Origin of the sequence: Diaphorobacter sp. ED-3, from assembly GCF_027625375.1 — a bacterium.
GTDB lineage: Bacteria > Pseudomonadota > Gammaproteobacteria > Burkholderiales > Burkholderiaceae_C > Diaphorobacter > Diaphorobacter nitroreducens.
The window spans coordinates 2,108,000-2,122,561 of the sequence record NZ_CP115182.1; the positions used below are offsets into that span (position 1 = coordinate 2,108,000).

Consider the following 14,562-nt stretch of genomic DNA (forward strand, 5'->3'; position numbering starts at 1 on the left):
GGGAGACCCCTAGGTTTTGACTTGATCTATCTCAAATCGTTCAGTGCGATGTGCCCTCACTGCGGGTGATCTTGTTCCAGACGTTGTATTTCCCCACGGGCTTTTTCATGGGCAGGCGCTTGACTTCCTTGAAGGTGGCGGCGTCGTAGACCACCAGGGCGCCGTCCATTTCCCAGACACTGGCGAGGGCGTAGCGGCCATCGCGGGTGAACTCGATGTGCGCCAGCGTCTTGCCGGGCTCGCGCACCTGGGCCACCGGCTGCAGCGTGCGCTTGTCGATGATGGTCAGAGTGTCCTTGGCCGTGGGGCTCATCATGGAGTCGGTCCAGGCGTAGGGCGTGTCCTCATGGCTGCGCATGAAGAAACCCGGGCCGGGCGTGGCGATGGTGCGTACCGTCTTCCAGGTCTGCATGTCGATGACGTCCACGGCCCCGCCGCCCAGGTTGGGGCTGGCCAGCACAGTGGTGTCGCCCCAGGCGAAGGTGATGCCCGAGCCCAGGTGCGGCATGCCGGCGATGGGCAGATCGGCCACCTTGCGCCGGATGTCCAGGTTTACGACCTGCGCGCTTGCGCGTTCGTCGGCGCCACTGCGCGGGCGCGTGGCGCCGAGTACGTGGCGGTAGGACTGGTCGAAGAAGAAGTCGTCCAGCGGCTCGCTCAGGGGGGTGCGCCGCACGCCCAGGTAGCCGGGCCTGGCGATGGCCTCTCCCATCTTGTAGTCGTGCACCAGACCATCGTAGATGGGGGCCGCGTTCCGGTCGTACGAGATTTCCCAGAGCTCGGGGATGTCCTTGAGCGCCACCACAAAGCTCTTGCGCGGCGTGGCGTCGTACACGGCCGAAACGCGTGAACTCGCCTTGCCGTCGAGCGTGGCTGCGGCGTATGTCTGCACGAGGTTCAGATCCGCATCGAACAGCGCCAGCGTGTGGGGCAGGTAGTTGGCGGCCATCACCCAGCGCCCGTCGCCGCTCACGGCCACGTTGCGCATGTTCAGGCCCGCGCGCACCTCGGCCACCACGCGCAGGCGCCACAGGTCGTATTTGGTGATCCAGCCGTCGCGCGAACCGAAGAACACGTAGCGCCCGTCCGGCGTGAACTTGGGACCGCCATGCAGCGCATAGCGGCTGGCAAAGCGCGTGATGACCTCGAAGCGGTCGCCGTCGAGCAGCGAGACATGGTGGTCGCCTCCTTCCACGACGAGGAAGAGGTTCATCGGGTCTGCGTTCCACTTCGGCTTGGCGGGCTCATCGTCGGGCACGGGCGTGAACGTGCGTGACGCCCGGATATCGTCCTCGCCCCAGCGCGGCGCGGGCACCACGGGGGTACGTACCCACGCGGCCAGGGCGCGAATCTCCGCGTCGCCCAACTGCTCGGAGAACCCGGGCATCTGGGTGGCGGGGCGCCCTTGCTGGATGACGCGCAACACCTCGGCGGGGCGCACGCGCTCCAGGCTCTCGGGCAGCAGCGCGGGGCCCATGATGCCGGTGCGCTGCGCGCCGTGGCATACAGCGCAGTGCTGCTGGTACAGGGCGGGGGCGTTGGGCTGGAGGGCTTCGGTGGTTTGGGCGTGCAGGCCCGCGAGCCAGAACAGACCCAAGGCCGCCAGATAACGGCTCGGCCCAGACCAGCGGCTGCCGCGCAAGGGCCGCTTCGCCGCGGCGGTATCCACCTTTTTCGCGATAGCGCAGAGAAGGGGGAAGCGGTGTAGCCGCTCAGGGAAAGGTGTTTCTAGTTTACGCATGGGCAATCTCGATCGTGCGACGGCGCTCATGCTTGGCAGGGGATTCGAAGGGCGTGCTGGATGCGCCCACTTCGGCATCGGTGAGGTAGCAGCCGGGGTCCTCGAACCAGGGGTTGCCCGTGAGCTGCTGTGCGCGCACGCGGGTGTTGCCATTGCAGATCGTGAGGTACTGGCAACCGGCGCAGCGGCCCTGGACAGGGCGCGGGTGCTGCTTGAGCCCCGCCATGAGCGGGTCGCTGGTGTCGTTCCAGATCTGCGAGAAGGGCCGTTCGCGCACGCTGCCCAGGTCGTGGTGCCACCACATGGTGTCGGGGTGCACATGGCCCAGGTTGTCGATATTGGCCACCATCTGGCCGCTGGCATTGCCGCCCCAGGCCAGCAGGCGCTGGCGCAAGGCGCCTTCCCATTGCGGCAGGTGCTCGCGTGCCCATTGCAGCAAATAGGGGCCGTCGGCATCGTTGTTGCCGCTCACGTAGTCGTCCAGGCTGCCGGCCTGGGCATCGGCCCAGGCGTGGTTGAACAGCAGGTCCATGGCCTGGCGTGTGGCCTGGTGGTGCGCGTCCTTGTCGCGGTGGATGTTGCCACGCCCCGCGTAGTTCAGGTGCGAGAAGTAGAACTTGTTGGCGCCCTCGTCCTTCATGAGCTGCAGCAGCGCGGGCAGATCGTGTGCATTCAGCGCTGTCATGGTGAAGCGCAGGCCCACCTTGACGTTGTGCGTGGCCAGGTGGCGGATGGCGGCCAGGCTGCGGTCGAACGCACCGTCCAGACGGCGGAACTTGTCGTGCGTGGGCTTCAGGCCATCCAGGCTGATGCCCACGTAGTCGAAGCCCGCGCCAGCGATGCGCGCGGCCATGGGTGCGTCGATCAGCGTGCCGTTGGTCGAAAGGCCGGTATAGAAGCCCAGGTCACGCGCGCGCGCCGCGATCTCGAAGAGGTCGGGGCGCAGCAGTGGCTCGCCGCCCGAGAGGATGAGCGCAGGCACGCCGAAGGCCTTGAGGTCGTCCATGACGGTGTATACCTCTTGCAACGACAGCTCTCCAGCGTAGTCGTGGTCGGCCGAGAGCGCGTAGCAGTGCTTGCAGGTGAGGTTGCAGCGCCGGATCAGGTTCCAGATGACCACGGGGCCGCGCGCGTGCCGTTCGCGTGAAGTGGGGTAGGTTCCGGTGGCTTGGGCCTGGGCGAGTTCACGCAGGTACTGGCTGATGCGAAACATGGTCAGTCTTCCTTGAGGCGCAGGCCGGTCTTCTTGAGGATGGCCGTGGAGTACAGGATGTCGTGGGCGCGGCAGGCATCGCCCAGCAGGCCGGCAATCTGCTCGGCCTGTTGCTCGACATGCGCGCGGCTGGGGCCATGCAGCATGGCAAACAGGTTGTAGGGCCAGTGGGGCAGGTGGCGCGGGCGGCGGTAGCAGTGGCTCACGCCCGGCAGCGCGGCGACTTGGCGGCCCAGCGCGGCGACCTGGGTATCGTCCACGTCCCACACGCTCATGCCGTTGGCCGTGTAGCCCAGGCGGTAATGGTTGGGCACCGCGCCGATGCGGCGCACCAGGCCCTCGTCGATCATCCGGGCCAGGCGCTCGCGCACCTGCTCGCCAGGCACGCCCAGCATGGCGCCCACGGCTTCGTAGGGGCGCGCCACCAGCGGCAGCCCGCCCTGCGTGGCGGCGATCAGCGCACGGTCGAAGGCATCAAGCGCCATGGTGTTCTCCGGTGGACTGCGCCGGCAGGGGCGGCAGGCGCAACTCCACGAAATACTCTTCTTCCTTGGGAAAGGCGTAGACCGGCAGGCCAGTCGCGTCTTCGATGCGTACCAGGGTCTCGCGCGCCAGCGCGGGGGACTCGGCCGCCACCACGAACCACATGTTCAGCGCATGCTCGCGGCGGTAGTTGTGCGCCACCTCGGTGAAGGCATTGACGGCAGCGCACACGGCGTCAAAACGATCCTCGGGCACAGCCATGGCCGCGAGGACGAATTGGCCGCCTGCGCGTTCGATCTGGAACAGCGGGCCGAAGCGCGTGAGCACACCCTGGGCGAGCAGGCGGTGCAGGCGTTCGATGACCTGCTCTTCGGTCCAGCCGATGTCGGCGGCGACGGCGGCGAAAGGGTGGTCCACCAGCGGAAAGCCGCCGTGCAGGTGGTCGATCAGCCGAGCGTCTTCAGGGGAGAGCATCGACGGCCTCCTGCATGGGTTCGGGAATGGCATGGGGCGCATGGTGGGCAAACCGCCGCGCACCCGTCTGTTTGAAGCGCCGCAGCGAAAACAGCACGGCGCTGGGGCAAGTGGCCAGGCCCGCCTGGGCCACGGCCTGCGCCAGTTGGGTATGCACCGCTGCGCGGTCGCGCCCATGCACCATGCAGTACAGGTTGTAGCGCCAGTCCGGCGTGCGCGCACGGCGGTACGCCAGCGTTACGCCGTGCGCATGGGCCAGGGCCAGGCCGTGGGTGTCCACGTGGTCGTCCGGCACGTCGAACACGGCCATGGCATTCGCTGTGTAGCCCAGTTCATGGTGACGCACCACCACGCCGAAGCGGCTGAGCAGCCCTTCGTCCTGCCAGCGGGCAATGGTGGCCAGCACGGCGGGCGTGCTGCTGTGGAGCTGGTGGGCCCATACGTCATAGGGCCGCTCGGTCAGCGGCAGGCCCTGCTCGGCCAGCGCGGCCAGGGGCCAGTCTTCGGGTGCCAGGGGGGTGCGTGCGCGGCCCGTGGGGCCCGTGGTGCCGACGCCGTCCCCCACGCCTGCGGACGTCCTCTCCAGGTCGAAGGCGGTGTCGATGCGGTAGGGGCGCAGCATGGGCAGGCGCTGCACGGGCAGGCCGGTGGTGTGCTCGATGGACTGGAGCAGGCGCTCCACCTGGTCCGCGTCATGGCCGGTGGCCACGAACCACAGGTTGGTGGTGTGCTCGCGCTCGTAGTTGTGGTTGACGCCTGGGTGGGCCGACACCGTGGCGGCCACGTCGTCGAGCCGCTCGGGCGGCACGGCCATGGCCGCCAGCAGGGAGGCGCCCCCCGCGCCCGGCGCGAACACCGCGCCGATGCGGCTGAGCGCGCCCGCCTGCCACAACCGTGCGTAGCCGCTGAGCACGGCCTCGGCATCCATCCCCAGGCTGTGGCCGATGGCCGCGAAGGGTTCGGCGCACAGGGGGAAGCCGCGCTGCCAGTGGTTGAGCAGCGCGAGGTGGGTTGCGTTCTGGCTGCTCGGCATGGCTTAGAACCCCATGCGCTGTGCGCGGGCAGTGAAGAAGATGCCGCTGGGGGCGTCCACGTCCAGCCTGGCTTGGGACTGCAAGGTGTGCGTGTCGTAGACCTGAACGCGGTTGTCGTCACGGCAGCTGATCCAGACCGATTCGCCGCGCGGCGTGAATTCCATGTGCAGCACGGCCTTGCCGGGCTCCAGCGTCTGCACCACGCGCTGGCTCGGAGTGTCGATGACCTGCACGCGGTTGTAGTCTGGCACAGAGAAGTTGACCCACACCTGACGTCCGTCGGGCCGCGCCATCACGAACACCGGCTGGCCCGCGACCGGAATGCGGCCGACCTCGGCCCAGGTGGCGGTGTCGACCACCAGCACCTCATGGCGGCCAATGGCCGGCAGATAGGCATGGCCTCCCGCGATGGCCCAGCCGCGCAGATGGGGCATTTTGTACACCGGCAGCGGTTGCTGGCCGCGGCCGTAGCCTGCGAGGATGCGGCGCACGCGCGGCGGGTTGTCCCAGAGGTCCACCATGGCCAGGCCGTCTTCACCGAACAGGCCGGCGATGTAGTGGCGTCCGTTGGGCGAGACCAGCGCGTCGTAGGGCTGGCGGCCGATGTTGGGGATGGTGGTGACCTGCGGCTTTCGGGGGTTGGAGCAGTCGGCGATGCAGATGGCGTTCGCGTCGAACAGGCTGTAGATGAACCGGCGCTGCGGCAGGTCGGCCAGGCCGACGACGCGCGAGCGTTCGCCGCTGGCCGTGTGGGCGGGAAGGTCGGCCAGCAACTCAAGGGTGGCGGCGTCGAAGACCTTGACGCCGCCGGGCGTGTAGTTCTGCGCCACGACCAGGCTGCCGTCGGCGCTGATGGCGCCACCGATGGAGTTGCCGGCCTGCATCACGCGGCCCGTGATGTGCTGGGTGAGCAGGTCTACCTGGGTCAGGCCGCCGTCGCGGCCGAAGACGTAGGCAAAGCGCTCATCACGCGAGAACACCACCGAGGCGTGCGACAGGTCGCCCAGGCCGGTAACGCGGCCCACGGCTTCGCGCCGGCTGGTGTTGATCAGGGTGAGTGCGCCCTTGGCGCGCTCGATGACCACGCCCAGATCGCCCGTGCCCTGCAGCGTGGCTGCAGGAGCGGCGGATGTGGAGGTGGTGGAAGAGGGAGCCGCACAGCCCGTGGCAATCAGGGGTGCACTGGCGGTAAGGGAGAGCAGGGCACGCCGTTTCATGGGGCGGACCTCCTGTTTTCTTCGGGGAACCCATTGGCCAGCTGTTCGGCGATCCACAGGGCCTCGCTTCCCTGCAGCATGGCGCTCCAGGGCGGCATGGGTGTACCGGGGATGCCGTGGGTGATGACGGCAGCCAAATACTCGGGCGGCTTGCCGGCCAGGGCCTCGCGGGTGAGCGCGGGACCCAGGCCGCCCGTCAGGCGCATGCCATGGCACGAACCGCAGTCCTGCCGCACCATGCGCACGAGCTGGGCGGCTCGGTCAGGGTCGGGCGTGCCCTGTGCGCCGGCCGCCGAAGCGGCCAATGCCAGGGCCAGGGACAGGAACGCGGTGCGTGACATGGCTGGCCTTCGAAGTGCGTCAATAGACGTCGTGCTGGGTGTTGTACACGTTGAAGTGGCCGGTCGGCGTGATCAGGCGCGGGTCCTTGATCACGGACTTCAGCTTGAGCGTCTTGTCGTCCACGACGACCAGCGCACTTTGCTTGTCCTTGGCCGACCACACGGCGAACCACACTTCGTCACCTGCCTTGTTGTACTCAGGCTGGGTCACGCGCTTGGCGCCGCCGTCATCGGGCAGACCTGCCCATTCGGCGATCGGCAGCGTGACGTAGCCCTTGTCCAGGTTGTTGATGTCAAACACCACCACGGCTTGCGAAACCTTGGGATCAGGATTCAGCGGTGCGTCGGACCACAGGTGCTTGGACTTGGGATGGGTCTTGATGAACAGCGCTCCGCCGCCCGGGCCCTTGAGCTTGGCCACTTCCTTGAAGGCGTATTGCTTGTTCTTCTGCGGGTCGGTGCCGATCAGCGAGATGGTCTCGTCGCCCAGGTGACCCGTGGCCCACACCGGACCGTACTTGGGGTGCGTGAAGTTGGCGCCGCGGCCGGGGTGGGGGATCTTGCCCACTTCGGTCAGACCGGCCAGCTTGCCGTCCTTGGCGTCGATCGCAGCAATCTTGTTGCTGTTGTTGGCAGCCACCATGAAGTAGCGCTTGGATGCATCCCAGCCACCGTCATGCAGGAAGGGAGCCGAGCCGATCTCGGTGGTCTTCAGCGCATTCAGGTTGGAGTAGTCCACCATCATCGTCTTGCCGGTTTCCTTCACGTTCACCAGGAACTCGGGCTTGTAGTGCGATGCCACGATGGAAGCCACGCGCGGCTCGGGGTGGTATTCCTGCGTGCCGACGACCATGCCGCGGGTAGACACGATCTTCAGGGGCTCCAGGGTGTTGCCGTCCATGATGGTGTACTGGGGAGGCCAGTATGCACCGGCGATCGCCAGCTTGTCCTCATAGCCCTTGAACTTGGAGGTGTCCACCGAGCGTGCTTCCAGGCCCACGCGGATTTCAGCCACGTTGTCGGGCTTTTCCATCCACAGGTCGATCATGTTGATCTTGGCATCGCGGCCGATCACGAACAGATAACGCCCCGAAGCCGACATGCGCGAGATGTGCACCGCGTAGCCGGTCTTGACGATGTTGATGATCTGCTTGGTGTCGCCGTCGATCAGCGCCACTTCGCCCGTGTCGCGCAGCGTGGTGGAGAAGATGTTGTCCAAGTTGTACTTGTTCATCTTCTTCTTGGGACGCTGGTCTGGCGGCACGATGACCTTCCAGGTGTTCTTGGCGTCGGCCAGGCTCCACTCGGGCGGTGTGGGAGGGTCCTGCTGGATGTAGCGGGCCATCAGGTCCACGGTCGCCTCGTCGAATTCGCCGGACGTCTGCCAGTTGGGCATGCCGGCAGGCGAGCCGTAGGCGATGAAGACCTTGAGGTAGTCCGTGCCCTTGGGCAGGGTCACGTCCGGTGTGAGCGGCTTGCCCGTGGCGCCCTTGCGCAGCACGCCGTGGCAGCCCGCGCAACGCTCGAAGTAAATCTGGCGTGCGCGGTCGAACTCGGCCTGCGTCATCTTGGGTGCCTTGGGGTTCGTGCTCTGGTACATGGGCACTTCCGCCAGCGGCGATCCGCCTGCCTGGTAGTTTTTCTCGGCCTCCGAGACTGGCTTGGCGTCCTGCGCCATAGCGGTGGCAGACACCAGGGTGGCGGCCGCTAATGCGACCAGCCTGGCGATCCTCTTTGCTGTCATTGTGGGTCCTCTGCGTCACGGATCAGCGCTTGGGTGGGCCCTGGCGGCTGCCAGGGCCACTCTCGCGAGGTCGCTGTCCATCCCCTCTTCATGCGAGTGGGAGTATCGTCGCAGCGGGTGTTGCCGCTGTCCTTGAACTGGTTCAAGGACGCAAACGGTGCAGCCTTTGAACAATGGAGCCACCCCATGATCCGCAAAGGAGAGGCCCATATGAGCTTCATTGAAGATGCGCGCTGGTTCACCGTGGCACCCGCAGCAGGAGAGTCCGGACAGCCCCCGAAGCCTGGACACGTGACGCTGGTGGGCGCAGGCCCGGGCGACCCTGAGTTGCTCACGCTGCGCGCCGTCAAGGCCCTGCGCGGCGCGCGCCTGGTGCTCTACGACCACCTGGTCGGCAAGGAGGTGCTGCGCTACGTGGCTGAGGATGCCGACCTGATCTACGTGGGCAAGCAGTCCTCGCACCACACGCTGCCGCAGGAATCGATCATCGACCTCATGGTGCGCCTGGCGCGCAGCGGGCGCAGCCTGGTGCGTCTGAAAGGCGGCGATGGCTTCATCTTCGGCCGTGGCGGCGAAGAGGTGCAGGCGCTGGCCGAGGCCGGTATCGCGTTCGACGTGGTGCCGGGCATCACGGCCGCGCAGGGTGCGGGCGCCTGCGCCGGCATCCCGCTCACGCACCGCGACCACTCTGCGACCCTGGTGTTTGCCACCGGCCACCTGCGCGGCGACAACGAAGTGGCGCTGGACTGGGAGGCGCTGGCGCGCCCGCGCCAAACCGTGGTGATCTACATGGGTATGGGCACGCTGCCGATCATCTGCCGCGAACTGGTGCGCCACGGCCTGCCGGACAGCACGCCCGCAGCGCTGGTGGAGCAAGCCTCGCTGCCCGGGCAGCGCTGCATCACCGGCACGCTGCAGGACCTGCCCGCGCTGGCGCAGCAGCACCGCGTGCGTCCGCCGGCGCTCATCATCGTGGGCGACGTGGTGGCGCTGCAGCCGCAACTCATGCAGGGCATGCTGGCGACGGTGGTGTGACGGGCGCCGGCCGCCGGTAGGGCGGCGGGGAGCGCTGGTTCTGAGGCATCATGGGCGCCTCATCTGGCAAAAGCCCATGCAACAAGACATCCTCATCAACTGGTCGCCGCAGGAAACGCGCGTGGCCGTGGTCGAAAACGGCGCCGTGCAGGAACTGCACGTGGAGCGCACGCTGGAGCGGGGCCTGGTCGGCAACGTGTACCTGGGCAAGGTCTCGCGCGTGCTGCCGGGCATGCAATCGGCCTTCATCGACATCGGGCTGGAGCGTGCGGCCTTTCTGCATGTGGCGGACGTGTGGCACCGCCAGGAAGGCGGCGAGGCGCCGATGTTCGCGCGCAAGAACGAACCGCCCGTGCCCATCGAGAAGCAGGTCTTCGAGGGCCAGGCGCTCATGGTGCAGGTCATCAAGGACCCCATCGGCAGCAAGGGCGCACGCCTGTCCACGCAGATCAGCATCGCCGGGCGGCTGCTGGTCTTCCTGCCGCAGGACGACCACGTGGGCGTGTCGCAGAAGATTCCCCAGGCCGAGCGCGACGCCTTGCGCACGCGGTTGCAGAAGCTGGTGGATGACCAGGCATCGGGCAACGGCGGCGGCTTCATTCTGCGCACCAATGGTGAGGACGCCAGCAACGAAGAGCTGGCCGAAGACATCGCCTACCTGCGCAAGACCTGGGCAGGCATCCGGCAGGCAGCGCTGACGCATCCGCCCACCTCACTGCTGTACCAGGACCTGAGCCTGCTGCAGCGTGTGCTGCGCGACCTGGCGGGCGAGCAAACGCAGAGCATCCGCATCGATTCGCGCGAGCAGTTTGTGGCACTGAAGGCGTTCGGCAATGAATTCATGCCTGCGGCCGCCGCCAAGCTGCAGCTGTACAAGGGCGAGCGCCCCATCTTCGATCTGTATTCCATCGACGAGGAGATCGCCCTGGCGCTGGGCCGGCGCGTGCAGCTCAAGTCGGGCGGCTACCTCATCGTGGACCAGACCGAGGCGCTGACCACCATCGACGTGAACACCGGCGGCTACGTGGGCGCGCGCAACTTCGACGACACCATCTTCAAGACCAACCTGGAGGCGGCGGGCGCCATCGCGCGGCAACTGCGCCTGCGCAACCTGGGCGGCATCGTCATTGCCGACTTCATCGACATGCTGCGCGAGGACCACCAGGCCGCGGTGTTGGCGGAGTTCCGCAAGCAGCTCGCGCGCGACCGGGTCAAGACCATGGTGGGCGGTTTCTCGCAGCTGGGCCTGGTGGAGATGACGCGCAAGCGCACGCGCGAATCGCTGGCGCACATGCTGTGCGAGCCGTGCCCCACGTGCCAGGGCGCGGGCCAGGTGAAGACCGCGCGCAGTGTGTGTTACGACATCCTGCGCGAGGTGCTGCGCGAGGCGCGCCAGTTCAATCCGCGCGAGTTCCGCGTGGTGGCATCCCCGCGCGTGGTGGAGCTGTTCCTGGACGAGGAGAGCCAGCACCTGGCGGGTCTGTCGGACTTCATTGGCAAGCCGATCTCCCTGCAGGCCGAAAGCGCCATGGGCCAGGCGCAGTACGACATTGTGCTGCTGTGAGTTTTTTAACGTGCAATGATGTTTTATTTTTTCTAAAAAATATATTTAAAATCAATAGCTTGTAAATTATTTCATCCAGTGTCGTGCATTTTGATGCACTACTACCATCAAGCCCAAAATGTGTAGCTGCATGTGTAGCTAGGTGAGTAGCTGAATAAGAGGGATAGATGGCTGCAACACGTATGTGTTGATTTCCACCGAATTCTGACCCACCCCCGGTGGGTCAGTTCTGGGTGGAAACACACCAACTTGGATGAGCTGGGCGACAAGGCCACGGTGATTGATGCCTTCTTCCAATATGCCCAGGCTGAGCAGCAGCGTGAAGCGCAGGCGTTGATTGATGAGGAGAAGCTGAATGTGGAAGCTGCCAAACGCTACATCACCAATTCCTTGAAACGTGAATTGTGGCAGCTCATGCCGCCCTATCCTGGCGAGGCACCCGCGACGGCGGTGGATCTGCAGGCGCTGTACCGGTCGCTGGGCGTGTACCGCGCGCCGCAGGCGGCTGCACCGGCCCCGCAGGCCGATGCCGAGTCCGCAGGCGCAGGCGCAGGCGAAGGCGCGGCGCAGGCGCTGCAGGCCTGGTCGCAGGACTTCGTGGCGGGACTGGGCACGCCCGGCGGGCGCGGCAGCAACAACTGGGTGCTGGACGGCACGCGCACGGCCAGCGGCCGGCCGCTGCTGGCCAACGACCCGCACCTGGGCCTGGGCGCGCCGGCGCTGTGGTACTTCGCGCACCTGAAGGCGCCGCAGGGCAGGGCGTCCGACGGCACGCCCGTCGCGGCCATTGACGTGATCGGCGCCACCTTGCCGGGCCTGCCCTTCGTGGTGCTGGGCCGCACGGCCGAGGTGGCCTGGGGCTTCACCAACACCGCGCCCGATGTGCAAGACCTGTACATCGAGGCCATCCACCCCGACGACCCCTCGCGCTACCGCACGCCCGAGGGCTGGCAGGGCTTCGAGCAGCGCGAGCACGTGATCCGCGTGAAGGGCCGCCCCGACGTGCGCCACACTGTGCGCAGCACGCGCCATGGGCCGGTGATCAGCGATGCGCAGCCCGCGCTGCACGGCAGCGTGCTGGACCTGCGCCGGCATGTGATCGCGCTGCGGTGGAGCGCACTGGATGCCGACAATTACACCGTGCTGGCGGGCCTGCTGAGCAACCAGGCGCGCTCGGTGGAGGAGCTCTTCGCAGGCATGGCGCACTACCACTCGCCCATGCAAAGCGTGGTGGCGGCGGACGTGCATGGCGCGATCCGCTTCCAGGCCTTTGGGCGCGTGCCCCTGCGTGCGGCCGGCAACGAACTGCGCGGTGTGGCCCCCGCGCCGGGCTGGGAGGCGCGCTACGACTGGCAGGGCTGGCTGCCCCTGGCGCAGACGCCGCAGGACGACGGCGGCGCGCGCGGCTGGATCGCCACGGCCAACCAGCGCATCACGGCGCCGGGCTATCCGCACTTCCTGACGCAAGACTGGGCCTTGCCCTACCGCTACCAGCGCATAGAGCAGCAGCTGGAGGCACGGCGCCTGCACGACCTGCCGTCCCTGCGCGCGCTGCAGGGCGACACGGTGTCCCCCGCCGCGCTGCGCCTGTTGCCCCATTTGCTGGCGGCTCCGGTTTCGCAGCCGCTGGCGCGGCAGGCCCAGGCGCTGCTGCGCGGCTTTGACGGCGACATGCGCCCCGACCGCGCGGCGCCGCTCATCCTGTCGGTGTGGGCCGACGAGCTCACGCGCGCACTGGTCGTGCCCCGCGTGGGTGAGGAGCGCTTTGCCGCCACCTACGGCCGGCGGGACTTCCGTGCGGGCCTGGAAGGCATGCTGGAGCGCGGTGACACCTGGTGGTGCCCGCCCCACGGCTGCGCCGCACATGCCGGCGCGGCGCTGGAGCGTACCGTGCAGCGCCTGGCCGCGCGCTATGGCAACCAGCCCGAGCGCTGGGCGTGGGGCGCGGCGCATCCGGCGCTTTCCGTGCACAAGCCGCTGGGCAGCGTGCCCGTGCTGTCGCGCTGGTTCAACGTGGGCGTGCCCTCGGGGGGCGATGCGTACAGCGTCAACGTGGGCCAGTACAACGCTGCGCAGCCCGTGGAGCCCTTCGCCAGCCGGCACGCGGCCTCGCTGCGCGCGCTGTACGACCTGCAGGACCCGGAGCGTTCGCTGTTCATTTACCAGACGGGTCAGAGCGGGCTGGTGTTCTCGCCGCGCTACGCCGACATGGCCCAGGCCTGGGCCGGCGGCGGCTACCGCCCCCTGCAGCGCCAGCCGCGCCGCTACGTGCACCAGTTGCAGCTGCGCCCCTAGACACCGGGCGGGCGCACGCCGCGGTGCCGCTTGTCACGCCTGTCGCATTACAGTGGCACGGACAACCCTGAAGGAGAGCCGTCCATGACCATCCAGTTGCAGCGCATCGAGGGCACCCCCATGGCCCAGCGCCTCACCATCCGCAGCCACGAATGGGCGGTGGACGGCACGGCCGCCGAAGGCGGCGACGACACCGGCCCCAACCCGCACGACCTGTACGACGCCGCGCTGGGCGGCTGCAAGGCGCTCACGCTGCTGTGGTACGCGCGGCGCAAGGGCTGGGACGTGCAGGACGTGCGCACCGTGGTGGAGCGTGATGCCTCACAGGAGCGCAGCGGTACCTATCGCCTGGCCACACGGCTGCAAGTGCAGGGCGACTTGAGCGATGCGCAGATCGCCGAGCTGCAGGCCGCGATCGGCAAATGCCCCGTGCACAAGCTCATGACCCAGGTGACCACCGAGATCACCACCGTGGTGGAGCGCGCATGAGCGCCGACGCCATTCCTGCGCAGGGCCCTCTGCGCCTGAGCGGGCACTTCAAGGACCTGGGCGGCGGCTTCACTGTGCGCCGCCTGCTGCCGGCGCTGCAGCGCCGGTCGGTGGGGCCCTTCGTGTTCTTCGACCACTTCGGCCCCGCGACGGTGGCGCCTGCATCCGCCTATGACGTACGGCCCCACCCGCACATCGGGCTGGCCACGGTCACCTACCTGTTCGAGGGCGCGATCCTGCACCGCGACAGTTTGGGTTCGCTGCAGCAGATCGAGCCCGGCGCCATCAACTGGATGACGGCGGGGCGCGGCATCGTGCATTCCGAGCGGCGCCCGCCCGCGCTGGCGCACAGCACTTATGTGAACCACGGCATCCAGCTCTGGGCGGCGCTGCCGCAGGCGCATGAGGAAGCGGCGGCGCATTTCGCCCATACCCCTGCGGACCAGATCCCGGCCTACCAGCATGGCGGCGCAGCGGTGCGGGTGCTGATTGGCGCGGCCTTCGGCTGCCAGTCGCCCGTGGCCACGTTTGCGCCCACGCTGCTGCTGGATGTGCGGCTGGAGCCGGGTTCTGCGCTGGACCTGCCCGCGCTCGCCGACGAGATGGCGCTCTACACCGTGAGCGAGGGGCTGTGGCTGGACGCCGAGGCGTTGCCCGCGCAGACGCTGGCGCTGCTGGAGCCCGGCCGCTCCACCAGCGTGCGCGCGGGTAAGGCGGGGGCGCGGTGCGTGGTGATCGGCGGCGCCGCCCTGGACGGCCCGCGCCACATCTGGTGGAACTTCGTTTCCAGCCGCAAGGAGCGCATCGTGCAGGCCGCCGATGACTGGGAGCGCGACGCCATGGGCCACATCCCGGGCGAGAGCGAACGCATTCCCCTGCCGCCGCGGAGGTTCCAGGTGTAAGTTGTTGAGAGAAAAATTGGCTGTAGCGCT

The 14,562-nt window shown here is 67.7% G+C and carries 13 protein-coding genes; 5 read left to right on the forward strand and 8 right to left on the reverse strand.

Features of this window, described 5'->3' with window-relative positions:
- Positions 1–40 precede the first annotated feature (40 nt).
- From PCQ86_RS10355 to PCQ86_RS10390, 8 genes are read right to left on the reverse strand one after another with little or no spacing between them, the layout of a single operon-like run.
- The gene (locus PCQ86_RS10355) at positions 41–1,741 is read right to left on the reverse strand and encodes a nitrite reductase (RefSeq protein WP_270173652.1); all 1,701 of its coding nucleotides are present in this window, start codon (positions 1,739–1,741) and stop codon (positions 41–43) included.
- Positions 1,734–2,954, reverse strand: a complete 1,221-nt coding sequence (nirJ, locus tag PCQ86_RS10360) for a heme d1 biosynthesis radical SAM protein NirJ (RefSeq protein ID WP_270173653.1) — start codon at positions 2,952–2,954, stop codon at positions 1,734–1,736. Before nirJ ends, PCQ86_RS10355 begins: the two co-directional genes overlap by 8 nt.
- A 2-nt stretch (positions 2,955–2,956) precedes the next feature.
- Entirely contained in the window at positions 2,957–3,439 is a 483-nt protein-coding gene (gene ahbB, locus PCQ86_RS10365) for a siroheme decarboxylase subunit beta (protein ID WP_011805158.1), read from the reverse strand.
- Entirely contained in the window at positions 3,429–3,911 is a 483-nt protein-coding gene (locus PCQ86_RS10370) for an Lrp/AsnC family transcriptional regulator (RefSeq protein WP_270173654.1), read from the reverse strand. The genes ahbB (PCQ86_RS10365) and PCQ86_RS10370 overlap by 11 nt, the downstream gene beginning before the upstream one ends.
- Positions 3,898–4,944, reverse strand: a complete 1,047-nt coding sequence (gene ahbB / locus PCQ86_RS10375) for a siroheme decarboxylase subunit beta (protein WP_270173655.1) — start codon at positions 4,942–4,944, stop codon at positions 3,898–3,900. The genes PCQ86_RS10370 and ahbB (PCQ86_RS10375) overlap by 14 nt, the downstream gene beginning before the upstream one ends.
- A gap of 3 nt (positions 4,945–4,947) precedes the next feature.
- Complete coding sequence (locus PCQ86_RS10380; RefSeq protein ID WP_015913258.1) at positions 4,948–6,162, reverse strand: cytochrome D1 domain-containing protein; 1,215 nt, start codon at positions 6,160–6,162, stop codon at positions 4,948–4,950.
- Positions 6,159–6,503 carry a c-type cytochrome gene (locus PCQ86_RS10385; RefSeq protein ID WP_015913259.1) on the reverse strand — a complete coding sequence of 115 codons (345 nt, stop codon included), beginning with the start codon at positions 6,501–6,503 and terminating at the stop codon, positions 6,159–6,161. Before PCQ86_RS10385 ends, PCQ86_RS10380 begins: the two co-directional genes overlap by 4 nt.
- 19 nt (positions 6,504–6,522) lie before the next feature.
- Positions 6,523–8,247, reverse strand: a complete 1,725-nt coding sequence (locus PCQ86_RS10390) for a nitrite reductase (protein WP_011805163.1) — start codon at positions 8,245–8,247, stop codon at positions 6,523–6,525.
- Between the two features lie 210 nt (positions 8,248–8,457).
- Between PCQ86_RS10390 and cobA the strand changes: the two genes are divergently transcribed.
- From cobA to PCQ86_RS10415, 5 genes are all read left to right on the forward strand, one after another.
- On the forward strand, positions 8,458–9,282 hold the full coding sequence (cobA, locus tag PCQ86_RS10395; RefSeq protein ID WP_270173656.1) for a uroporphyrinogen-III C-methyltransferase: 825 nt from the start codon (positions 8,458–8,460) through the stop codon (positions 9,280–9,282).
- A 76-nt stretch (positions 9,283–9,358) separates the two neighbouring features.
- Positions 9,359–10,846: a ribonuclease G gene (gene rng, locus PCQ86_RS10400; protein ID WP_270173657.1), complete on the forward strand. Its 1,488-nt coding sequence runs from the start codon at positions 9,359–9,361 to the stop codon at positions 10,844–10,846.
- A gap of 249 nt (positions 10,847–11,095) precedes the next feature.
- Positions 11,096–13,141 (forward strand): type I restriction endonuclease subunit R, EcoR124 family, encoded by a 2,046-nt coding sequence (locus PCQ86_RS10405; RefSeq protein WP_270173658.1) that lies wholly within the window; start codon positions 11,096–11,098, stop codon positions 13,139–13,141.
- A gap of 84 nt (positions 13,142–13,225) precedes the next feature.
- Entirely contained in the window at positions 13,226–13,630 is a 405-nt protein-coding gene (locus tag PCQ86_RS10410; protein ID WP_041836002.1) for an OsmC family protein, read from the forward strand.
- On the forward strand, positions 13,627–14,532 hold the full coding sequence (locus tag PCQ86_RS10415) for a pirin family protein (RefSeq protein ID WP_270173659.1): 906 nt from the start codon (positions 13,627–13,629) through the stop codon (positions 14,530–14,532). The genes PCQ86_RS10410 and PCQ86_RS10415 overlap by 4 nt, the downstream gene beginning before the upstream one ends.
- Positions 14,533–14,562: the final 30 nt, after the last annotated feature.